Origin of the sequence: Klebsiella sp. CN_Kp088 (genome assembly GCF_040064335.1) — a bacterium.
Lineage (GTDB): Bacteria > Pseudomonadota > Gammaproteobacteria > Enterobacterales > Enterobacteriaceae > Klebsiella > Klebsiella aerogenes.
Map to the genome: position 1 here is coordinate 313,904 of NZ_JBEAIQ010000014.1, position 22,105 is coordinate 336,008.

Here is a 22,105-nt window from a genome sequence, read left to right on the forward strand (position 1 = left end):
AGACTTCGAATGAAAAAATCACTGTTGTTGTGTTTGGCATTAATGGCGTCGACGTCGGCGCTGGCCGCCGGGGCGAAAGAGATCCGTTTTGGCGTTGACCCGACCTTCGCGCCGTTTGAATGGAAAGATCCGCAGGGCAAGCTGGCGGGATTTGATATCGATTTGGGCAACGCGATATGTCAGCAACTGCAGGCGAAGTGCGTGTGGGTGGAAAGCAACTTCGACGGCATCATCCCGGCGCTGAAGGCGCGTAAATTCGACGCGATCCTCTCAGGGATGTATATGACCGAGAAGCGTAAAGAGCAAATTGCTTTTAGCGATAAGCTGTACAACGGGCCGGTGTTTCTGGTGGCGCGCAAAAATACCCTCAAAGGCAATACGCCAGAGCAACTGAAGGGGAAAACTATCGGCGTCGAGCAGGGGTCGGCACAGGAAACTTATGTGAACCAGTACTGGCGGCCGCAGGGGATTAACATTGTCGCCTATCAGGGCGCCGATAGCGTCGTTCGCGACCTTGAATCAGGTCGTCTCGATGGCGCGGTACTCTCCGGCATGATGGCCGATTACAGCTTCCTGCAGCAGCCGCAGGGCAAGGATTTCGCCTTTGTTGGCGGACAACTGCAGGATAATAAACTGTTCGGCGCCGGGGCGGCGATTGGCCTGCGTCAAGGCGACGATGCGCTGCGCGAAGAGATAAATGGCGCGATTGCGAAAATGCTTGCCGACGGCACCTACAAAAAACTGGCCGGGAAATATTTTAGCTTTGACGTTTATTCCGGGACATAATGTCAGAGTGTACCCTGCGGGCATGGACTGCCCGCCGCAAGATTCCTTTTCTGATTATCCACTCGACATCCTCTTCAGACCCCCTGCGGTTATCTGAGGGAAACAGAATATAAGCTAAGGAGTAATCGGCATGATGACACGTCCATTGGGCAAAAGCGGATTTTCCATCGCCCCATTAGTATTTGGCGGCAACGTCTTTGGCTGGACCATCGATGAGAAAACCAGTTTTGCCATTCTTGATGCTTTTGTTGACCACGGTTTTGATGCTATCGATACGGCGGATGTGTATTCCCGCTGGGCGGAGGGCAATCAGGGCGGCGAATCCGAAACCATTATTGGCCGCTGGCTGCAGGCGCGCCCTGGCATACGCGATAAAGTCAAAATCTTCACTAAAGTTGGCTCTGATATGGGGCTACCCGGCCATAAAGGATTGAAAAAAGCCTGGATCCAGCAGGCGATTGACGACTCGTTGCGCCGCCTGAATACGGATTACGTCGACCTCTATTTCGCCCACTGGCCGGATCCTGAAACGCCAATCGATGAAACGTTAGAAGCATTCCAGGCGCTGCAGCAGGCCGGCAAGGTGCGGGCGATTGGCGCTTCAAACCTCGACGCCGGACAGCTGTCATCGGCGCTGGAAGTGGCGCGTAAAGGCGGCCTTCCTGCCTGGCAGGTGCTGCAGCCGGAATATAACCTCTATCACCGTTCCGCCTTTGAAGGGGCGCTACGCGATCTCTGCGTCAGCCGCGATATAGGCGTGGTGACCTACTACAGCCTGGCTTCCGGCTTCCTGAGCGGTAAGTATCGCCAGCCGTCCGATTTAGCGCAAAGCCAGCGCGGTAGCGGCATCGCTAAATATCTCAATCCACGCGGAATGCGGATTATTGACACGCTGGTCGCGGTGGCGGAAGAACAGCAGGCGAAGCCCGCAGAAGTGGCGTTAGCGTGGCTGATGAGCCGGGAAGGCGTTACCGCGCCGATTGCCAGCGCCACCAGCCTGGCGCAGGTGGAAAGCTTCGCCCGCGCGGCGGCGCTGAGCCTTAGCAGCGAGCAGTTGGCGCGGCTCGACAGCGCCAGCGCCTGAGTCAGCCCCTCTCCCCGGAGGCGGCGCGTTGCGCCTTGTCCGGGCTACCAAATCGCACAGTGCCGTAGCCCCGGTAAGCGGTAGCGCCACCGGGGATTTTGCGGCCACGCAATATTATTCCTGATGGCGGGTGACGTTGAGGATCTTCGCGCTCGCGCCGACCGGGAAATTACTCAAGGCGCCAAAATCACTGCCCTGATAACCCATGATCTTACCATCGGTACGCATCTGCTGAAGATCGATCAAGATAGCCCCCAACGTGGGAATGATTTTCTCCCGCCAGACGAACAAATAGAGATCCTCAGCCACCTGCACGTAATGGCAGCGATCGACATCCGCCAGCCCCTTTTCCACGCCATCCAGACACTGCCAGGCGTAAAAATTATCGTTGAGATAGATGTGTTCATAACGCTCGGTCGGGCTATAGGTGTACTGATTGCGCATGCCGACCAGCGCGGTGGTAAAGTCCGGCAGCGGTCCCGGCTGGGTATCCAGGCGGGCGAAGACAAATCGCGCCTCGACGGCGGTCAGCGGCAACCCTTGCTCTACCCGGCTGAAGGCGTCCAGCCGCGCGGCGGCTTCGTCCGGTAGCTGGCCGTATACCAGCGTGGCGTTGCGCTGCGTCAGGTTGCATACCGCGCTGATACTGGCGTTATCGCGCTCCGGGTCAAGAAAATCGATAAACAGAATATCGGGGCGCAGGGCGGTTGCCCGCCAGGGCGCGCGTTTGCCGTTCCAAAGCAGTGTCTTGTCATTTTCGATAACCAACTGCTGCGGCTCGCTCCCGTCGGCATAAAAGGTAAAGCGTTCGCCTGCGGGCAGACTGGCGGTGGCCAGCAGGTTGCCGTGCGGGGCGAAACCATCGGCCAGCGCGCCGACCTGGATGAATACGGCTTCTGAAGTCATGTGAGCTCCTGAGTAGAGTAGGGCGTTAAGTGAACGCCAGCGTTGGAACATCGACGATGCTGGAACCGCCATCGGCGACCAGCGTCGCGCCGCTGATGATGGCGGCTTGCGGAGAGCAGAGAAACTGACAGGCCTGGGCTATCTCCTCGGGGCTGGCGGGGCGGCGTAGCGGAACGTCGCGGCACACTCGTTGATAGGCTTCGGTAAGCGACAGCCCGTGTTCCTGCATCAGTGGGATCATCTCTTCATCCGCCATCGGAGTGGTGACCCAGCCGGGACAAATCGCATTGGCGCGGACGCCCTGCGGGCCGTAATCGCGGGCGATGGAGCGCATCAGGCCAATTAACGCGTGTTTGGCGGTGACATAGCCACAGGCCTGCGGCCCGGCGGCGAGCGAGGCGATGGAGGCGACAAACAGCACATTGCCGCGGCAGGCAATCAGTGAAGGCAGGCAGGCGCGCACGCTGGCAAAAGCGCTGTTTAAATTCGCGTCCAGCGCCTCGCGCCATTGGCGATCGCTGGTATCGGCGGCGGCGCTATTGCCCATGCCGCCGGCGCTGCAGATGAGTACATCAATACCGTGAGTCTGGTCGAGAATCGGCGGTAACAGCCGTTCCCGCCAGACGTCGCCGTCGGCGGCATCGCCCACCAGCGCCGACGCACCGGTTTCAACGGCGATCTTGTGTAGCGGCGCTTCACGTCTGCCGGTAATAAACACCCGATCGCCCGCCGCGCTCATCAACCGCGCGCAGGCGGCACCAATCCCGCTTCCGCCGCCGGTAATCACCACGACTCTCGCCATCCGCTCTCTCCTGTAATGGGGTTCAGGATTACCTTAGAAAGCGAGTCTACTTCCGGCTATCGCCCGGAAGAACGATAGCCGGGTTCGTTTATTTGCCCTCGCTCACAGGAATGGCTTGCGGCGCGGGCACCGGCTTCATGGTCGCCGGATCGACCGCCAGGTAGCGTCCGGTTTTGCTATCGATGCCGACATAATCGATCATCTTGCCCTGCGCTTTGGTAACCATGGTGCGCTTAGCAAATGCCTCGTAGGCGTCGCTCATGGCTTTGACCCGGTCGGCATGTTGGGCCGCGATATCGTGCGTTTCCAGCGGATCGTCATGCAGGTTAAACAGCTGCCACGGCGCGTCGCCGGCGCTGAGGCCACGAGGTACCAGCCGTCGCAGCTTCCATTCGCCATCGACCCAGGCCGCCTGATTATGCAATTCGACCCCGTAGTTGCCGCGCGGCGGCTGCTGGACTTCGCCGGTCAGATAGCGCTTAAAGCTGACGCCAATCATCGGCAATACGGGTTTCTTAGCCAGCGATTTGTTGGGATCGATGCCGGCGAATTCATATAGCGTCGGCGCCACGTCGTACACCGCCATCGTTGAGGCGTCGATTTTACCGCGCCGGGTAATGCCGGGGCCGGAGATCATAAAGTCGGTATTGATGCCGCCCTGGGCGCTGGTGGTTTTGTGATAATTGGCGTAGGGGGCGTTGCTGACGTTGGCCCAGTGGGGGCCGTAGGAGACAAAGGATCCTTTGCGGCCCACGTTGTCATAGCTGTTATCGAACTGCTTCCAGAATTCGGGAGTAGATTCGTAATAAAAACCCTGTGCCGGGTTGGCGCCGTTATCGGTTAAAAACACCAGCAGGGTATTTTTATCGCGCCCGGTTTGTTTCAGTGTCTCCATCAGCGTGCCGATTTGCGCGTCCATATTGGCGATCATCGCCGCATATACCTGCATCACTTTCGCCGTATATTTCTGCTGCTCTGGCGTTAGCGCTTCCCACTCTTTATCCAGCTCCAGATGCGGCAGCGGGGTGTCGTCATGAATAATTCCCAACGCTTTCAGGCGGGCGATGCGCTGGCGATAGACCTCGGCGTAACCCTGCTCATACTGGCCTTTAAAGCGCTTAATCCACTCGTCCGGCGCCTGCAGGGGGTCATGAGGGGCGGTGAAAGCCAGCCAGGCGAAGACCGGCTGCTCGTTCGGCGTCGCTTTAATCCAGCTATTCATCTGGCGGGCGTAAGCTTCGCTGGAGTAAAAATCATCTGGCAGGGAGACGCGCTCGCCATCGCGGGTATAGTAAGTGTGGAACGCCTCGACGGTTCCGAGCGGTATTGCATCGTTAAAATGGCTGGTGCCGCCGCCCATAAAGGCGAAGGAGTGGTTAAAGCCGCGATCTTTCGGCGTGGCGCCGGGAACAAAACCGAGATGCCATTTGCCGGCCATCAGCGTGTTATAGCCGGCATCTTTAAAGCGCTCGGCCATGGTGGTGACGCGGTCGGTCAGCCGCAGCTCGTAACCCTCCTTGCCAATGGTGCTGTCGTACCACCACATGCCGCCCATCCCGGCCTGCTGGTTACTGTTGCCGGTCAACAGCATCGAACGCGCCGGGGCCGACATCGGTGAGGTGTAATACTGGCTCATGCGGATACTTTGCTCCGCCATGGCCTGCAGGTTGGGGGTGGGGATCTCACCGCCGAAGGGGCTGATATCGGAATAACCCATATCATCGGCGATAATCACGATGACGTTTGGATGCTCATTCTGCGCGCCGTGCGCGCCGCCGGCGAGGATCATGCTGACCGCCGCGGCCATGGCTTTTTTGTTCACGACTGACTCTCCTGTTCATAGTGGGACAACCATCAGGGCAAAGGGCTACGCGGGATGCGCGGCCCCAACAAACGCGGCCCGCCAGGCTTTCAGGCCGTTAAGGTCGCGGGAAAAGGGGCGTACTGGCGCGAGGATTTCGCTAAAGAAACGGTAATAACCGCCGCAGAGGCGGTTGTTGCCAGCGGCGTTGAGATGCGCGGGGCAGCCGCCCTGGCAGACCATTTTTACGGAGCAAGTCTGACATTCGCGGCGCTGGCTTTTTTGCTGGCCGAAAGGGAGCTGAACTGAAGCGTCAACTGCGGCGGCAAGCGTCTGCTCGTCAAGGCGACCCAGCCGATGTTCGGCATTGATCAGATGATCGCAGGCGTAAAGTTGTCCATCCGATTCCATCACCAGATTGCTGCCGCAGCGGGCGCTATGCACGCAGCTGCCGCTGGTATGGGTAAAGTATTGCGCCCACGCCTGTTCGATATTGATGACGAACACCCGCCCCATATCGCAGCGCTTTTGCCACTGTCGCCAGATACCGACCATAAAACGCCCCCAGTTATCGGCGCTGAGCTGATAACCCTCACGCAGCGCGGCGCCTTCGCTCATTAGCGGCTGGAACTGCAGATAGCGCGCGCCAAGCGTGACCACCCGGTCATAAATCGCCGCCGCGTGGGCGGCGATTTCGTTATGCACCACTACCAGCAGATTAAACTCCACCTGATGCTGGTGGAGCAGGGCGATACCGCGCAGCGCAGCCGGCCAGGAAGCCTGCCCGCGTTTATCAGGACGATGGTGGTTTTGCAGCGCTTCGCTACCTTCGAGGCTGACGCCGATAATAAAGCCATGTTCGCGGAACAGCCGGCACCAGGCGTCGTTGATCAGCGTCCCGTTGGTCTGCAGGCTATTGCTGATGGTTACGCCATCAGGGGCGTAGCGCTGCTGCAGGGCGAGCGCTTTTTTATAAAAACTTAACCCGGCCAGTAGCGGCTCGCCGCCCTGCCAGACAAAGTTGATTTCCCGCGCGCTGGCGGGCTGGGCGGCAATATAGCGGCGGATAAACTGCTCCAGCCGCGCCTCGTCCATCTTCCTGACCGGCGTTTCATCCTGCGGGTAGTAGCAGTAGCGGCAGGCGAGGTTGCAGGCGGGACCAATCGGTTTCATCAGAATATGAAACGGCAGCGATGAGCGCGGTTCAACGGCCAGCGGAATTTGCTGCTGGCGTAAGGCGGCGATATTCAGCATCGGCTTATCCTCTATTAATTGCTGGCCTGGGCGGCATATTTGGGCAATAGCAAGTCAGGCGTAATCCGTTGATTAAGCCGCGGCGTTAAATTATCGACATCCTTTTTAGGGTATAAATGAAAAAATGCAAAAAACTATCGTTCTTAAGGATGAGATCGGACCTGCCAATATAAGGGTTTTTAATCCTTGCCGGAAAATAACGCGTAATGTTAATAACTTTTGTTTATGTTTTAACGCCGCTACGTTAACAGATAGCAGGGGGATTTTTAAATGCTTTAAATAACAATGTATTGATGAAAAATTTGTAATGGATATCACATTGTTAACATGTTAATGATTGTGTTACTTAAATGTGAAATGTATGCTTCATCTTACTCTGGTAATCCGCGTGTTACGCACCACCACCTTGACGGGGGGAAATATCATGTCTGCTTTATTAAAAGCCAGTCGTAATGATGCGATAATAGCCCGTTGTTTACAGACTATTTCACAGTTAATTCCACTGTCTTCAGCGGTTTTTTATCGAGTAAATAATCGTTTAAAACCTGAAAACTATATATTGCATAATATTTCGGATAATACACACCAACAATATCTGGAGAGCTTCCAGCCGTTGGATCCACACCTGCCGGCGCACTTTAGCCACCAGAGTACGACCATGGCAGCGATGACGCCGCGACTCTGTGACCGCAACCGCCATTACTATCATGAATTTATGTTGCCGAATAACGTACGCGACATGACCGAAATCTTTATTCGCCGCGAACGGCGGATCGTTGCCGGTATCTCGCTGATGCGCGACGTGCCTTTTTCCAGCGAGGAACGACTGCGGGCCCAGGCGGTACTGCCTTTGGTGGAACTGGCTATTCGCGATTTCCTGCAGGAAGAGGATGAACTCCCTGCCATCCTGACGGCCAAAGAGCGCGAAATCGTCGGCATGGTGCGTGAAGGCGCCAGCAACAAGCTGATTGCCCGCCAGCTGGATATCTCGCTCTCGACGGTGAAAACCCACCTGCGCAATATTTTCGCCAAGACCGAAGTCGTCAACCGGACTGAACTCGTTTCCCGAACCTGGATGCCTGCCGCTCAGCGTACGCTGCATCTGTAATCTGACTATCGCATCCCGCGCGCGCCGTGGCAGCACGGCGTTTTCCTGATGCCTGTGGGTATCACTCCCTGGATAACCGTCCGGGGGGAGGCTTTTTTGACTGGAGCACGCCCTACGATGTCGAGTACACCTCTTTCTGAAAATACCCTTTCCCGGCCTGACGGGCTGGTGGTGTCGCTGCGTTTGCTGGCGGCGATTGTTATTTTCGCCGCCATTGCGCCGGGGATTTTAATGACCGCGCCGGCGGTGGCGGCGCAGCTGGCCAGCGAATGGCACCTTAAACCAGGACAGATCGGCTGGCTATTTTCGGCGGAGCTCGGCGCGATGAGCCTGGCGACGCTCCCGGCGTGGTGGTGGATGAACCGCCTCGACTGGCGGCGGGTGGCACTCGTCGCCTGCGCGGTATTTCTGCTCGCTAACCTTGCTTCGGCGGTGGTAACTCAGTATGCGTCGCTGCTGGCGGTACGCTTTATTGCTTCCCTGGCGGGCGGCACGCTAATGATTTTGTGCATCAGCTGCGCGGCGGGAACGCCGAATCCATCGCGGGTGTACGCATTCTGGGTACTGGGGCAGCTGCTGTTAGGCATGCTTGGCCTGCTGGTGTTGCCCGGCCTGTTCGTGACCTTTGGCCTGAAGGTTGTTTATCTGATTCTCGCCGCCATCATGCTCTGCTGTTTGCCGCTGGTTTCCGCCTTCCCGTCGTGTTTTCAAGCGCGATCGGCTTCCCATCGCCAGCCGCCTGCGGCGTCGTGGCGAAAGGCGCTGGCGGTGCTCGCAGTTCTCACCTTCTATATCAGCCTCAGCGCGGTATGGACCTTTATCGGCACCATCGGCAGCGGGGCGGGGTTGAGTCCGACACAGGTCGGTCTGGTGCTGGCGGCGGCGACGGTGTTCGGCATTATCGGCGCAGGCGGCGCGGCGCTGCGCGGTACTCATCGCCCGGACCGGCTGGCGGTGTGGCTGGGATACGCGCTGCTGATCGCCAGCGTGCTGTTACTGACGGGCCATCCGCTGCTGGTGCGTTACGCCATTGCGGCGCTGCTGTTTAAGTTCACCTGGACATTCGTGCTGCCCTTTATCCTCGCTCGCGTGGCCGCGCTCGATAATAACGGCCGGTTGATGAACAGCATCAATCTGGTGATCGGCGGCGGAATGGCCGCCGGTCCGGCGCTCGCGGGGGCCTTACTGCAACACTTCGCCAGCGCCAATCCGCTGCTGGCGGCGGCAGGCGCCTGCGCGCTGCTGTCGCTGATTTTGATTGCGGCGGCGTCGTCCGCCGGAAAAGGTTTAGCCAACGGGAGGATAGAGTGAAAAGAAAAACCGGTTTCTTCTTTGATGAACGTTGTTTCTGGCACAGTACCGGCCTGCACGCGGTAACGCTGCCGGTCGGTGGTTGGGTGCAGCCGCCGGCTGGCGGCGGCCATGCCGAGTCGCCGGAGACCAAACGGCGGATGAAAAACCTGATGGACGTCTCCGGGCTGACGCCGCAGCTGGAACTATGCAGCGCGGCGGCGGCGAGCCTTGAGGACCTGCGGCGGATCCATCCCGATAGCTATCTTGAGCGTTTTAAGGCAATCAGCGATAACGGCGGCGGCATGCTCGGCAAAGAAGCGCCGCTGGGGCCGGGGAGTTATGAAATCGCCTGCCTTTCCGCCGGACTGGCCTGTGCCGCCGTGGAAGCAGTGTTGAAAGGGGAGCTGGATAACGCCTATTCGCTGTCGCGGCCGCCAGGACACCACTGCCTGCCGGATCAGTCGATGGGGTTTTGTTTCCTCGCCAATATTCCCATTGCCGTTGAACGGGCGAAAGCGTTGCTGGGGCTCGGCAAGGTAGCGATTATTGACTGGGACGTTCACCACGGTAACGGTACACAGCATATCTATCTGCAGCGCGATGATGTGCTGACTATCTCATTGCATCAGGATGGCTGCTTCCCGCCGGGCTACTCCGGGGAGGACGATCGCGGCGTTGGCGCGGGCGAAGGTTACAACATCAATATTCCGCTGCTGGCCGGGGCGGGCGACGACAGCTGGCGCTATGCGCTGGAAACTATCGTCATTCCCGCGCTGGCGCGTTTTGAACCGGAGTTGATCATTGTCGCCTGCGGCTATGACGCCAACGCGATGGATCCATTAGCGCGGATGCAGCTACATAGCGACAGCTTCCGCGCGATGACCGAACAGGTCCAGCAGGCGGCGGATCGCCTGTGCGGCGGGAAACTGGTGATGGTGCACGAAGGCGGCTACGCCGAGTCCTACGTGCCGTTTTGCGGCCTGGCGGTGATGGAAACGCTGAGCGGGGTGCGCACCGAGGTTCAGGATCCGCTGCTGGAATTTATTCAGCAGCAGCAGCCGCGCGCCGCATTCGCGCAGTTCCAGCGCCAGGCCATCGATCGGCTGGCGCAGCAGTTTGGTCTGCTATAAACCACCTCAGCTTCCCCGCGGTGATGGCGGGGAAGGGCAAGACGCAATGTGGCTCAAAAGTCCCGTTTCGGGACTTTTTTCTTTACCTGGTCCCGAATTGGGACTAATATCCGTCCATGAAGATAATCTCAGTGAAAGTACTCAGGGATTTCTGGGCGGAGAATCCCGACGCGGAACAACCGCTAAAGGCTTGGGTGGACGAGGCAATAAAGGCTGACTGGAAAACCCCGGCGGAGATTAAGGACCAATACCGCAGCGCAAGCATATTGAAAAATAAGCGGGTGGTATTCAACATAAAGGGAAATGATTATCGGTTAATTGTAGCTGTTGCTTATCTGCGGGGATGGATGTTCGTTAAGTTTATCGGAACGCATAAGGAATATGACGTGATAAACGCTGAGACGATAGAGAGGAAGTAAATAATGAATATTAAGCCTATCCGCACTGAACAAGATTACGAAGCCGCGTTAAGCGCGGTTGAACCTTTTTTTGATAATGAACCAGCACCTGATACGCCAGAGGGCGATTTTTTTGAGGTGATGTGCTTGCTCATTGAAGAGTATGAGAAAAGGCACTATCCCATCGAGCCGCCCACCCCCGTTGAAGCCATAAAATTTCGCATGGAGCAGCAGGGGCTTACCGTAAAAGATCTGGAACCAGCAATTGGTAAATCTAATCGCGTCTATGAAATACTCAATGGCACGCGGAACCTGACGCTCCCGATGATTCGCCGGCTTCATGCACAGTTCGGCATTCCTCTGGAGAGTCTGATCGGCGCGTGATGTCATGGAAATAAGGTCTTAATCATTGATCTTCTCAACCATCCACTGACTTACCGCCTGATTAATCATCGCCAGCACGCTGAGCAGCAGCATCCGCTGCTGCGCTTCGAGTTTCAGATAACGGCGCAGCGGCGGCATTTTACAGGCCACTTCGCTGGCGGCCCAGGGTTCAATGCAGCAGCGCCAGCCGCTATCGTCAAAGGTCAACGAAAAGCGGCGGTAGTCCAGCTCGCTTAAGGTCTGCTGGAGATTAGGAAAACCGTTGAGATAGCCGGCGAGTTCCGCGCTCTCTTTACTGCCGATAAAGCGGATGGGCTGACGTTTCAGCCAGCCCGATTGGTGGGCGCGGATCTTGCCGCGAGCGGGCCGGGTAACCGGCCCCTCGACGACAAACTCGCAGCTGTGAATGCTGGCCATAAATAGCCGCTTCTGGCGCACGCTGAAGGTGACGGCGGTGACGTCGTTTAGCCGCAACATCGCGCTGCTTTCGCTCAGTTTTTCGCTCGGCCAGCCCGCTAAGCCGCGCTGCACCGCGTTCATTAATGGCGTTTCAAACCAGGGGACGGAGGACATCAGGCGTCATCTCCCCGCGGGTCTGTTTCTCGTAATTGCCGATAGCGCGCTCGACCACCTCTTCCACCTCCAGCGGCTTGAACGGATTAACGCGCTGTACGCACAGCGTCCAGAACAGGGCATAGGCAGCGGTCAGGCCGAGCATAATCCCGAACGGCACCAGCACCTCGCGGCTGTCCATTCCCGGTGGGGTAATATTCACGATCGCGATGATAATTCCGACGCTGGAGATAATCTGCGGTAGCGGGAACCACGGCGAGCGGTAGGCGCGCGGCAGGTCCGGGCGGCGAATGCGCAGCATCACCACCGACAGGGTGACCAGCAGATAGGCTACGCCCCAGGCGCAGACCGCGGCGAGGATCAGCGGCACGATGCGGTCCAGATCGCCGTTCAGGTACCAGGCGTGCAGGCAGGGGATGGCCACGCCGATGGCAATCGCGATCACCGGTGTTTTGAAGCGCGGATGCAGCCAGGTAAGAAAACGCGGCAGCGCGCCGTCCAGCGCCATACCGTAAATAATACGCGGCACCGCGGCCATCAAAGTATTAATCGTCGCGCAGCCCGCCAGCAGCAGGCCGACCCCGAGCCAGTACTGGCCGGCGTGGCCCATCACCCGCTCGGCGAAGGCCGGGATCGCCATCGGCGTGTCCAGCAGATGGATGTTATTCGCCGCATCGATCACCACGTTTTCCACCTGGCGGTTAATCGCCGCGCCGTAGATAAACATGCAGCTGGCGACGCCCAGTAAACCCAGCGCCATCGCCCGCGGAATGGTGCGGTGGGCTTTTTTGATTTCCGGCGCCATCGGCGTCACCAGTTCGCAGCCGACGAACATAAACATCGCCATGCCGATATAGCCGAACAGGCCGGAGATATCGCTAACGTTTAGCGGTGTGCCGAACCAGCCGGAAAGGTGAGTCACCGGCGCCATAAAAATGCCGCACAGGCCGAAAATGGTCAGCGTCGTCCACATGCCAAAGGTGAGCACCACTTCAACCTTGCCGAAAATTTCCACGCCAATGGCGTTCAGCAGGCCGAAAATGACCACCATACCGACGCCGACCATCCAGGTGTTTTGATGGGCGGCCATCTGCGCGTTGACCGATTCGAAGTTCACCAGCGCCATAATGCCGGCGAGAATGGTCTCCGCGGTGCCGGCGAAGATATGGACGATAAGATAGGCGCACAGCGCGCCGGTAATGGCGAAGAAGCGGCCCATACCGCAGGAGATATAGTCGTACACCGAACCGGTGGTGGGGATTAACGTCGCGGCTTCAGCGAAGGTAGTGACCTGCGCCTGCATCATAATAAAAGCCAGCAGTACCGCCAGCGCGAAGGTGTCGCCGCCCATGCCGAATCCGCTGGTGACCGTCAGGATCACCGGGCTTGCCATAATCAGCCCAACCGAGCTGGCGAGGGTCGTCGGAAAGCCGACGACGCCGCGTTCAAGATGGCTGGCGAGTCTGTTACTAAACATAGTCAACCTCTGCACAATGTAGGGGAGGGCAGGGAATAGCCAGCGCCACTCCCGGATAGTCATAATTTAGGCGGGCATCCTGCTCAACGAATATCGTCCGGAAGGTGGAGAGCAACGGGTGAATCTGTGACGTAGTCCATGAATGTGGCGGTTGATAAATAAAATAGCCCCAGAAAGCGGGGCCATCTGTCTTGCCACGTTGCGCGTATTTCTGCCGGGCGGCGGCTAGCGCCTTACACGGCCTACGGTCCGTGCGGCCTGCCTTTAATTTGGCCTCAAAATCCCCGGTGGCGCTGCCGCTTACCGGGGCTACAGCGCTGTGCGATTTGGTAGCCCGGAGAAGGCGTAATGCGCCGCCGGGCATTATCAGCGTGTTAGCGCGTCTCGACGTTCGCCAGGTAGTGTTTGACGAAACGCGGGGTGAGGATTTTCCATTCCACTTCGGTACCCTGTTTGACAAACCAGCTGTCCCCCGGCGCGAAGCGCTGCGGCTCGCCGCCGGCGACGGTCAGTTCAACTTCGCCCTCCAGCACGGTGGCGTGTTCGGTAAACGGATAGGTCATGGTAAAGCTCCCTTCGGTGGACGAAAACAGTCCGCAGGTAAAGGCGTCCTGCGGCTCGCCGTAGATCATCGTGCCCGCTACCTGCGGGTCGCCGACGGTCGGCGTCGCGCCGAGCAGGCTGACGCTGCCGATCGGCTGCAGTTCAGGTACCGGGTGTTTGAGTTTAAAAGCGTGCATAGTGTTCTCCTGATTAACTCCGGCCTTTCCAGAAACCGGCGGTTTGATGCATCAGTTTTCCGGCGGTGACTAATAACAGACGTAGGCTGTCACGGCCGTGGATGGTCGCGTGGGGAATGCTGCTTAGCAGACGATAGCGGTCGGAACCGCCATTGATCCCTTCGGCGAGGATTTTGCACACGATGTGCGAGGGGGTGACGCCGAAGCCGGAGTACCCCTGGACGTAAAAGACGTTGTTATGGTCGCGTAAGGTGCCAATCTGCGGGAACAGGTTGGCGCTACAGGCCATCGGCCCGCCCCAGGCGAAATCGATCTTCACATCTTTAAGGTACGGGAAGACCTCCGCCAGCAGCGTACGATTCCAGGCGGCGAAATCGTTCGGCGTATACTCCAGGAAACGGGTGGCGCTACCAAACAGCAGGCGGTTTTCGCGGGTGACGCGGTAGTAGTTAATCACCGGGCGAATATCGCTGAAGGCGCCGCGCAGCGGGCTGATGCGCTCGATCAGTTCATCGGAGAGCGGCTCGGTTGATACCTGATAAGAGTAGGTGACCAGCGTTTTGTTGTAGATCTCCGGCTCCATATTGTTGAGGAAGCTGTCGCAGGCCCACAGCAGTTTGGCGGCTTTAACGCTGCCCATCGCGGTGCGCACCTGCACCTGTTTGCCGTAATTCACCTCTACTACCGGTGAGGATTCGAAAATCTTCACCCCCAGAGAATGCGCGGCCTGTGCCGAACCAAGCAGCATATTGAGTGAATGGATCTGCCCGCCGCCCATATGTTTCAGCGCGCCGCAGTAGACCTCGGAGCCGACCACCTGCTGTACCTCTTTCCCGGTATACAGTTCAATCTCTTCATCCGGGGTAGCGGCTTTAAACTCCTTTTCCCACTGGCGCAGCGTTTTAAGCTGCCGCTGGTTATAGGCCAGGTAGCCGTAGCCGGGGACGAAATCGGCGTCGATGTTGTATTTGCGGATGCGTTCGCGAATGATACCCGCGCCGAGATTGGCGATTTTAAACAGCGTTTCCAGCCCCTCTTTGCCGACGTGTTTTTTTACCGCTTCGATATCGTGGCCGATCCCGGCCATCACCTGGCCGCCGTTGCGCCCGGTGCCGCCATAGCCAAGATGGCGCGCTTCCAGCACCACCACGTTGGTGATCCCCTGTTCCGCCAGTTCCAGCGCGGTGTTAATGCCGGAGAAGCCGCCGCCGATAATCACTACATCGGCTTCGATATCTTCCCGCAGCGCCGGAAAATGGAGCTGGTATTTCTTCGTCGCGCCGTAGTAGTTCAGCGCATCGATTTTAATATTCATCGCGTTACCCTGTCGTCTTGCCTGGCTCAATGTCCTCATCACAGCACGCCGCGCGGGCGTTGAATATCGTCCGGAAGAATGACGTTCTTTAGAACGATGGGCGTCGCGGAACAACCGTGCTGTGATGGGCTAACTTTGCTGAAAAACGAGTGCTGACGATGAGCGAAATAACCTTACTGGCGGAAGTGACCGCCTTTTTACGCCAGCCGCACGGGCAGTTTATTGCCGGTCATCGGGAGGCGGGCCACGGCGCGCCGTTCGCGGTGATAAACCCGGCGACCGGAGAGGCGATTGCCGAAATCACGGCGGCGGATGTCGGCCAGGCGGACCGCGCCATGGAAAGCGCCCGCCAGGCGTTTAATCAGTGGCGCGAGATGCCGACGCTGGCGCGCGGCGCGCTGCTACTAAAGCTGGCGGACACGCTGGCAGAGCATCGCGAAGAGCTGGCGCAGTTGGAAAGCCTTTGCTCCGGTAAAACCATCATGCTGGCGCGGATGCTCGAGCTGGATCAGTCGGTGGCGTTTTTGCGCTACTTCGCCGGCTGGGCGGGAAAAATCACCGGCGAAACCCTGGATGTCTCGCTGCCTTCGATGGCCGGGGAGAAATATACCGCCTTTACCCGCCGCCAGCCGTTGGGCGTGGTGGTCGGCATCGTACCGTGGAACTTCTCGATTATGATTGCCATCTGGAAGATGGCGGCGGCGCTGGTCTGCGGCTGCACTATCGTCCTCAAGCCGAGCGAGTATACGCCGCTGACGCTGCTGCGGGTGGCGGAACTAGCGAAAGCGGTAGGTATCCCGGATGGCGTCATTAACGTGGTCAACGGCGCCGGCGGCGAAATTGCCCAACGCCTTATCACGCATCCGGCCTGCGCCAAGGTGAGCTTCACCGGCTCGGTGGCGACCGGGGAAAAAGTCCAGCAGTCGGCCAGTGCGTCAGGTAAACGGGTTACGCTGGAGCTGGGCGGTAAAAACGCCGCGCTGTTTCTCGATGACCTGACGCCGGAGGCCATGGTGAACGGCATTATCGAAGCCGGTTACCTCAACCAGGGGCAGATTTGCGCCGCCGCTGAGCGCTTTTATCTGCCGCAGGGCAAACTGGATGCGGTGCTGGCGCTGCTGAAAGACAGGCTCAGCGCTTTCGCGCCGGGGTCGCCGCTGGATGAACAAACGCTGATGGGGCCGCTGGCCAACCGCCAGCAGTATGACAAGGTCTTGCGGCTCATTCAGACCGCACGCGAAGAGGGGGATACCATCATCTGCGGCGGCGAAGCGCTGCCCGGCGAGGGCTATTTCCTGCAGCCGACGGCGGTTAAGGTGCGCAGCGAAGAGAGCACCCTGATGCGCGAGGAGACCTTCGGCCCGGTATGCAGCTTTATTGGCTATCGCAGTGAAGAAGAGGCGCTGGCCCGAATTAATGCTTCGCCGTATGGACTGGCGGCCAGCGTCTGGTCGGATAATATCCGCCAGGCGCTGCGCTATTCTCAGGCCATTGACGCCGGGATTGTCTGGGTCAATATGCATACCTTCCTCGACCCGGCGGTGCCGTTCGGCGGCATGAAAGGATCGGGTATTGGCCGTGAGTTTGGTAGCGCGTTTATTGATGATTATACTGAACTTAAATCGGTGATGATGCGTTATTAAACCGCAGGAATACCGGGATGCCGCTAATCACCATTAATTAGTGAAATATAAGACTTGCTGGTTATTATTGTCTAATCCACCACCAGGCCGCCAAATAATAATTTGGTGGCCTTTTTGTTTACCTCGAATATACGTGCAGGAAAATTACCCGGAAACTTGTACAATAATATCCCGATTAAAAATTGCCGCCAATTAAATTTGCGATTACCAATATGCACCGCGTCATCATCTAATGGATGTCTGGCATTTTATTGTTTGGATTATTGTTAACTAAAAATTATTTAGAGTGTTTTTAATTAACATTTAATTAATTATTTTGGAGGTCACATTGACTACGCCATTAAAAGAGATCGTTATTGTCGGCGGCGGCGCCGGTGGGCTGGAGTTGGCGACCCAACTGGGACGTAAATTAGGGCGCCGAGGGAAAGCGAATATCACTCTCGTAGACCGCAGCCAGAGCCATCTGTGGAAGCCGCTGCTGCACGAAGTCGCCACTGGTTCGCTGGATGAAGGCGTGGATGCGTTAAGCTTTCTTGCCCATGCCAGCAAACACCACTTTTCCTTCCAGCACGGTTCGGTAATGGATATCGATCGGCAGAATAAAACGATTACTATCGCCGCGCTGCGGGATGAACAAGGCGAGGTGTTGGTGCCGGAGCGTAAATTATGTTGGGACACTCTGGTAATGGCGCTGGGCAGTACTTCCAATGATTTCAATACGCCGGGTGTTAAAGAGCACTGTATTTTTCTCGACAGTTCTGAGCAGGCAAAAGTATTTCATCAGCAAATGCTGAACCAATTTCTGCGCTATTCTGCCGACCCTCAGACGTCAGGTAAGGTCAATATTGCCATTGTTGGCGGGGGCGCTACCGGGGTTGAATTATCTGCCGAATTACATAATGCGGTAAAAGAACTGCGTAGCTACGGTTATAAAGATCTGACCAACGAAGCGTTAAATGTCAGCCTGATAGAAGCCGGCGACGGTATTTTACCTGCGCTGCCAAAACGGATTTCCAGCGCTGCGCACGAAAAGCTGACCCAACTTGGCGTGAATGTGATGACCAATACCATGATCACCGGCGTTGAAGAAGGCGGCCTGCATACCAAAGATGGCCAGTTTATCGAGGCGAGTTTAATCGTCTGGGCGGCGGGGATAAAAGCGCCGGACTTCATGAAGGATATTGCCGGGCTGGAGACCAACCGTATTAATCAACTGGTGGTGACCCCGACGCTGCAAACCACGCGCGACGCTGATATTTTTGCTTTCGGCGACTGCGCGGCGTGCCCGCGTCCGGAAGGTGGATTTATTCCACCGCGCGGCCAGGCGGCGCATCAAATGGCGCTCTTCACTGCCGACAATATTATCGCCCGGATGAAGGGGCATAAGTTGAAATCGTTCTCCTATCGCGATCGCGGTTCGCTGGTTTCGCTCTCCGGCTACACGACCTTTGGCAGCATCATGGGGCATCTACCGATCGGCCCGATGATGGTCGAAGGCCGTATTGCGCGGATGGTTTACGATTCGCTGTATCGGATGCACCAGGTGACGCTGCACGGTTATTTAAAAACCGGCCTGATGATGTTGTCCGGCGGGATTAACCGGATTATTCGCCCGCGCCTGAAATTGCATTAAGCGTGCTAAGCCGCCCTTCGCAAGAAGCGTGCGGCATAGCCTCCTGTCGCCCGGATAAGGCGTAGTGCCCCGCTATCCGGGTATGTATCGATCCCGAAGTTTCTTTCTTCCCCTATCAATCCGCTATTCCACGTTAAATAATCAGCAGATTATCTTTTTTGCCCGCCGGGGGTTGCCTGACACCTGATAATGCGTATAGTTCTCATTCTCTTTTTTGTTCGCAGGCTAAGCAGGGATCGATCTGCGCCAGTGAGTCGTTCACAAGGAACAGCAAAGGCGTAGGGTGACGCAAAGACAGCAGGCCGGAAACACACAATATCGGCCACTGCGCGACCACCGGGTCATTGATTTTTTATAGGGTTGTTCCAATGAAATACACTCTTCCGGCGTTGGCGCTGGCCATCAGCGCGACGTTAGGCGGCTGCGCGACTCACCATTCCGCTGCCGTCGCGCAACCGGTTGTTAACTCTCCTGCGGCTAACGTGGCGCAACCGCTGCAGCGCCAGCTAGCGGAAGGGTTGTACGAGATGGCGCTAAGCCCGCAGGGTGATGCGCTGTACGTCGCCAGCGCCGAAGGCTTTAAAGATGTGCAGGGCGGGGCGGTTTACAAGCTGGATCCGCAAACCCTTAATACCATCGGCCTGACGCATACCGATCTGAAAAACTTCGCTTTGCAGCTCTCTGCGGATGGTAAAACGCTATACGTCAGCAATTCGCTTGACGGCGGCATCAGCGCTATCGACACCGCCACCGGCAAGGTAAAAAACCGCCTGCTGTTCAGCGAGCGCAATGAAAAAGGGTTCCCCTATGGGGCGCGTCAGCTACTGCTGTTAAATAATACCCTCTACGTTGGCGCGGTCGCCGACCCGGCGCAAATCTGGGTGGTTGACGCCGCTACCATGAAGCTGAAAACGCGGATTAAAAACACCGGTAAATGGATGACCGGCCTGCACTATTCCGCACAAACCGGGCGCGTATACGCCGCCAACGGCAGCGGTGAAATTCTGGTGATTAACCCGCGTAACCAACGCATTGAACAGCGCTGGAAGCCGCTGGGCGACAAGCCGGCGCTGCTGCTTAATATGGCCGAAGATAGCGACACCGGTCGTCTGTTCGTGACCGATAACTCGAAAGCGAAAACCACCCTGGTGCTGGATATCCACAGTGGCAAACTGCTTAAACAGCTCGAGGTCGGCGATTCGCTGGCGGTGCAGTTCAATGGGAAACGCCACGAAATTTATATTTCACAGCGTGAATCCGGCAAGGTTATCAGCCTTGACGACAGCCGCTACACGCTGAAGAAAAGCTGGGCGCTGCCGGCCAATCCCAACAGCCTGCTGCTTTCCGCCGATGGTCAGACGCTGTTTGTCACCGTCAAACAGCCCTTCAATAAAGACCACTCCACTAAAGGCCCGGACAGCGTCGTACGCATCGACCTGAACGAGCAATAAAAATAACTGGCCCGGCGACGGGCCCTTTGATCCATTTATCCTCATCCATGGGGCAAATTATGCACACCACGCACTATTCATCCTTCCCGCTGCGTAAAACGCTGTTGGCCTTAGCCATCGGCGCCGCCAGTCAAACGGCGATGGCCGCGGACGCTACCGCCGCGAAGCAACCTGGCGAAGAGACCCTCATCGTCGAGGCTAACGAAACCAGCGATTTTAAATCCGGCGGCGACCTGGTGGTTCCGGCATTCCTCGACGGGCAGATCGCCCACGGCGGCCGTCTGGGGATGCTTGGCGAACAAAAGGCGATGGACGTCCCGTTTAACGTCATCGGCTATACCTCGAAGCTGATTCAGGATCAGCAGGCGAAAACCATCGCCGATGTCGTCAGTAACGACGCTGGCGTGCAGGCCGTACAGGGCTACGGCAACTTCGCCGAGACCTATCGAATCCGCGGGTTTAAGCTCGATGGCGATGACATGACCATGGGCGGTCTGGCGGGCGTGGTGCCGCGTCAGGTGATGGACACTCAGATGCTGGAGCGCGTTGAAATTTTCAAAGGGGCTAACAGCCTGCTTAACGGCGCGGCCAGCAGCGGCGTCGGCGGGATGATTAACCTCGAGCCGAAACGGGCGGAAGATCTGCCGACCGCACGTGTTGGCGTCGACTATACCTCTGATTCGCAGGTTGGCGGTACCCTCGACCTGGGACGCCGTTTCGGCGATAACAACCAGTTCGGCGCCCGGGTCAACCTGGTGCATCGCGAGGGCGAAGGCGCTATCGATAACGATAAACGCCGTACCACGCTGGCTTCGCTGGGGCTTGATTACCGTGGCGATCGTTTCCGCTCCTCGCTCGATTTCGGCTATCAGAAGAAAACGTTCCACGGCGGTACGATGGGCGTCAATATCAGCAGCGTAGATTTCATCCCGGCGCTGCCGGACAACAGCAAAAACTACAGCCAGAAGTGGGGCTATAGCGATATTGAAAGCGAGTTCGGCATGGCGAAGGCGGAATATGACCTGAGCGATAGCTGGACGGTATACAGCGCCCTCGGCGGTCAGCATTCGCATGAAATCGGCACCTACAGCGCGCCGAAGCTGCTCAATAAAAACGGCGATGCAACGGTTGGCCGCCTTGATACTAACCGCATCATCGACGCGATCAGCGGCATGGGCGGGGTACGCGGCGATTTCAATACCGGTGCGATTTCGCATAAGGTGAATCTCGGCTATGCGGCGCAGGTGCATACCGATGCGACCGCCTGGCGGATGTCGGCGAAGAATCCGACCACCAATATCTATGACAACCGCGATGTGGCAATGCCGGATAACGCCTATTTTGGCGGCAACTACCACGATCCGCTGGTCACCTCGCGCAGCCGTACGCAGGGCTGGCTGCTGAGCGACACTCTCGGCTTCTTTAACGATAAGGTGCTGTTTACCGCGGCTGCTCGTCATCAGAAAGTGGTCGTGCGCAACTACAGCAACGCCACCGGACTGGAAGATACCTCTTCGCGTTATACCCAAAGCCGCTGGATGCCGACGTTTGGCCTGGTGTACAAGCCGTGGGAGCAGCTGTCGCTGTATGCTAACCATACCGAAGCGCTGCAGCCGGGCTCTGTGGCGCCGACTACGGCGGCCAATGCCGGGCAGAGTACCGGGATCGCGCACTCGAAGCAGGACGAAGTGGGCGTCAAGATCGACTACGGAACGATCGGCGGATCGCTGGCGCTGTTTGAAATCAAAAAACCGAACGCTATTTCCGATACCGCTGGCAATTACGGCCTCGACGGCGAGCAGCGTAACCGCGGCGTAGAGATGAACGTCTTCGGCGAGCCGATGCTGGGGCTGCGTCTTAACGCCAGTACGGTGTGGCTGGATGCCAAACAGACTAAAACCGCTAAAGGCGCAACCGATGGTAAAGATGCCATCGGGGTGGCTAATTTCTACGCGGTGCTCGGCGCCGAGTATGATATTAAGCCGGTGGAAGGCCTGACCGCGACAGCGCGTGTCAATCATAGCGGCTCGCAGTATGCCGATGCGGCCAACACCAAGAAGCTGGATAGCTACACCACCCTGGATTTAGGCCTGCGCTATCGTATGCGCCTGAACGCCGACCAGAACGAAATGACCTGGCGCATCGGGGTGACCAACGTGACCAACGAGAAGTACTGGTCCGGCATTGACGATACCGGAACCTATCTGTTCGAAGGCGATCCGCGTACCGTTCGCGTCTCAATGAGCTACGACTTCTAACGCTAAAAAAGCGGGGCGGACGGCTGATGCTTGCCCCGCGCAACTTGCGACAATCCCCCCTAAGTGATA

General features: G+C 57.6%; 19 protein-coding genes. 11 read left to right on the forward strand and 8 right to left on the reverse strand.

The features are described 5' to 3' along the window. The first annotated feature begins 9 nt into the window (after positions 1–9). Positions 10–786, forward strand: coding sequence for an ABC transporter substrate-binding protein (locus ABLV08_RS05035; RefSeq protein WP_015367838.1), 777 nt, complete (start codon positions 10–12; stop codon positions 784–786). A 130-nt stretch (positions 787–916) separates the two neighbouring features. After that, positions 917–1,870 carry an aldo/keto reductase gene (locus ABLV08_RS05040; RefSeq protein ID WP_015704664.1) on the forward strand — a complete coding sequence of 318 codons (954 nt, stop codon included), beginning with the start codon at positions 917–919 and terminating at the stop codon, positions 1,868–1,870. 114 nt (positions 1,871–1,984) lie between these two features. Here ABLV08_RS05040 and ABLV08_RS05045 read toward each other — a convergent pair whose 3' ends face one another. From ABLV08_RS05045 to ABLV08_RS05060, 4 genes are all read right to left on the reverse strand, one after another. Further along, positions 1,985–2,776 carry a MoaF C-terminal domain-containing protein gene (locus tag ABLV08_RS05045; RefSeq protein WP_348855624.1) on the reverse strand — a complete coding sequence of 264 codons (792 nt, stop codon included), beginning with the start codon at positions 2,774–2,776 and terminating at the stop codon, positions 1,985–1,987. A 25-nt stretch (positions 2,777–2,801) separates the two neighbouring features. Continuing rightward, a complete protein-coding gene (locus ABLV08_RS05050) occupies positions 2,802–3,578 on the reverse strand; it encodes an SDR family oxidoreductase (RefSeq protein ID WP_325895582.1) in 777 nt (258 codons plus the stop codon). A gap of 88 nt (positions 3,579–3,666) precedes the next feature. Continuing rightward, on the reverse strand, positions 3,667–5,400 hold the full coding sequence (locus ABLV08_RS05055) for an arylsulfatase (RefSeq protein WP_063410603.1): 1,734 nt from the start codon (positions 5,398–5,400) through the stop codon (positions 3,667–3,669). Positions 5,401–5,445: 45 nt separating this feature from the next. Then, positions 5,446–6,633 carry an anaerobic sulfatase maturase gene (locus ABLV08_RS05060; protein WP_020079410.1) on the reverse strand — a complete coding sequence of 396 codons (1,188 nt, stop codon included), beginning with the start codon at positions 6,631–6,633 and terminating at the stop codon, positions 5,446–5,448. A gap of 424 nt (positions 6,634–7,057) precedes the next feature. Between ABLV08_RS05060 and ABLV08_RS05065 the strand changes: the two genes are divergently transcribed. The 5 genes from ABLV08_RS05065 (at position 7,058) to ABLV08_RS05085 (ending at position 10,946) form a co-directional block, all read left to right on the forward strand. Then, the gene (locus ABLV08_RS05065) at positions 7,058–7,741 is read left to right on the forward strand and encodes a LuxR family transcriptional regulator (RefSeq protein ID WP_015367829.1); all 684 of its coding nucleotides are present in this window, start codon (positions 7,058–7,060) and stop codon (positions 7,739–7,741) included. A gap of 117 nt (positions 7,742–7,858) precedes the next feature. Further along, complete coding sequence (locus ABLV08_RS05070) at positions 7,859–9,052, forward strand: MFS transporter (RefSeq protein ID WP_015367828.1); 1,194 nt, start codon at positions 7,859–7,861, stop codon at positions 9,050–9,052. Beyond that, entirely contained in the window at positions 9,049–10,164 is a 1,116-nt protein-coding gene (locus ABLV08_RS05075; protein ID WP_015367827.1) for a class II histone deacetylase, read from the forward strand. The genes ABLV08_RS05070 and ABLV08_RS05075 overlap by 4 nt, the downstream gene beginning before the upstream one ends. A 116-nt stretch (positions 10,165–10,280) precedes the next feature. Further along, positions 10,281–10,583, forward strand: coding sequence for a type II toxin-antitoxin system HigB family toxin (locus ABLV08_RS05080; RefSeq protein ID WP_045393363.1), 303 nt, complete (start codon positions 10,281–10,283; stop codon positions 10,581–10,583). A gap of 3 nt (positions 10,584–10,586) precedes the next feature. After that, a complete protein-coding gene (locus ABLV08_RS05085) occupies positions 10,587–10,946 on the forward strand; it encodes a helix-turn-helix domain-containing protein (protein WP_015704672.1) in 360 nt (119 codons plus the stop codon). 18 nt (positions 10,947–10,964) lie between these two features. Here ABLV08_RS05085 and ABLV08_RS05090 read toward each other — a convergent pair whose 3' ends face one another. From ABLV08_RS05090 to ABLV08_RS05105, 4 genes are all read right to left on the reverse strand, one after another. Beyond that, positions 10,965–11,519: a DUF3156 family protein gene (locus ABLV08_RS05090; RefSeq protein WP_348855625.1), complete on the reverse strand. Its 555-nt coding sequence runs from the start codon at positions 11,517–11,519 to the stop codon at positions 10,965–10,967. Continuing rightward, a complete protein-coding gene (locus ABLV08_RS05095; protein WP_032712801.1) occupies positions 11,497–12,996 on the reverse strand; it encodes an APC family permease in 1,500 nt (499 codons plus the stop codon). The genes ABLV08_RS05090 and ABLV08_RS05095 overlap by 23 nt, the downstream gene beginning before the upstream one ends. Positions 12,997–13,370: 374 nt before the next feature. After that, positions 13,371–13,736, reverse strand: coding sequence for a cupin domain-containing protein (locus tag ABLV08_RS05100; RefSeq protein WP_047081047.1), 366 nt, complete (start codon positions 13,734–13,736; stop codon positions 13,371–13,373). Positions 13,737–13,749: 13 nt separating this feature from the next. Next, positions 13,750–15,051 carry an FAD-binding oxidoreductase gene (locus ABLV08_RS05105; RefSeq protein WP_020079404.1) on the reverse strand — a complete coding sequence of 434 codons (1,302 nt, stop codon included), beginning with the start codon at positions 15,049–15,051 and terminating at the stop codon, positions 13,750–13,752. Positions 15,052–15,209: 158 nt separating this feature from the next. Between ABLV08_RS05105 and ABLV08_RS05110 the strand changes: the two genes are divergently transcribed. The 4 genes from ABLV08_RS05110 to ABLV08_RS05125 all read left to right on the forward strand — a co-directional run bounded on the left by ABLV08_RS05110 (position 15,210) and on the right by ABLV08_RS05125 (position 22,036). Beyond that, complete coding sequence (locus ABLV08_RS05110; protein ID WP_042893702.1) at positions 15,210–16,694, forward strand: aldehyde dehydrogenase family protein; 1,485 nt, start codon at positions 15,210–15,212, stop codon at positions 16,692–16,694. A gap of 328 nt (positions 16,695–17,022) precedes the next feature. Next, positions 17,023–18,327 carry an NAD(P)/FAD-dependent oxidoreductase gene (locus tag ABLV08_RS05115; RefSeq protein ID WP_063410604.1) on the forward strand — a complete coding sequence of 435 codons (1,305 nt, stop codon included), beginning with the start codon at positions 17,023–17,025 and terminating at the stop codon, positions 18,325–18,327. 368 nt (positions 18,328–18,695) lie between these two features. Continuing rightward, on the forward strand, positions 18,696–19,778 hold the full coding sequence (locus ABLV08_RS05120; RefSeq protein WP_015704680.1) for an SMP-30/gluconolactonase/LRE family protein: 1,083 nt from the start codon (positions 18,696–18,698) through the stop codon (positions 19,776–19,778). A 59-nt stretch (positions 19,779–19,837) separates the two neighbouring features. Beyond that, positions 19,838–22,036: a TonB-dependent siderophore receptor gene (locus tag ABLV08_RS05125; protein ID WP_015704681.1), complete on the forward strand. Its 2,199-nt coding sequence runs from the start codon at positions 19,838–19,840 to the stop codon at positions 22,034–22,036. Positions 22,037–22,105 lie beyond the last annotated feature (69 nt).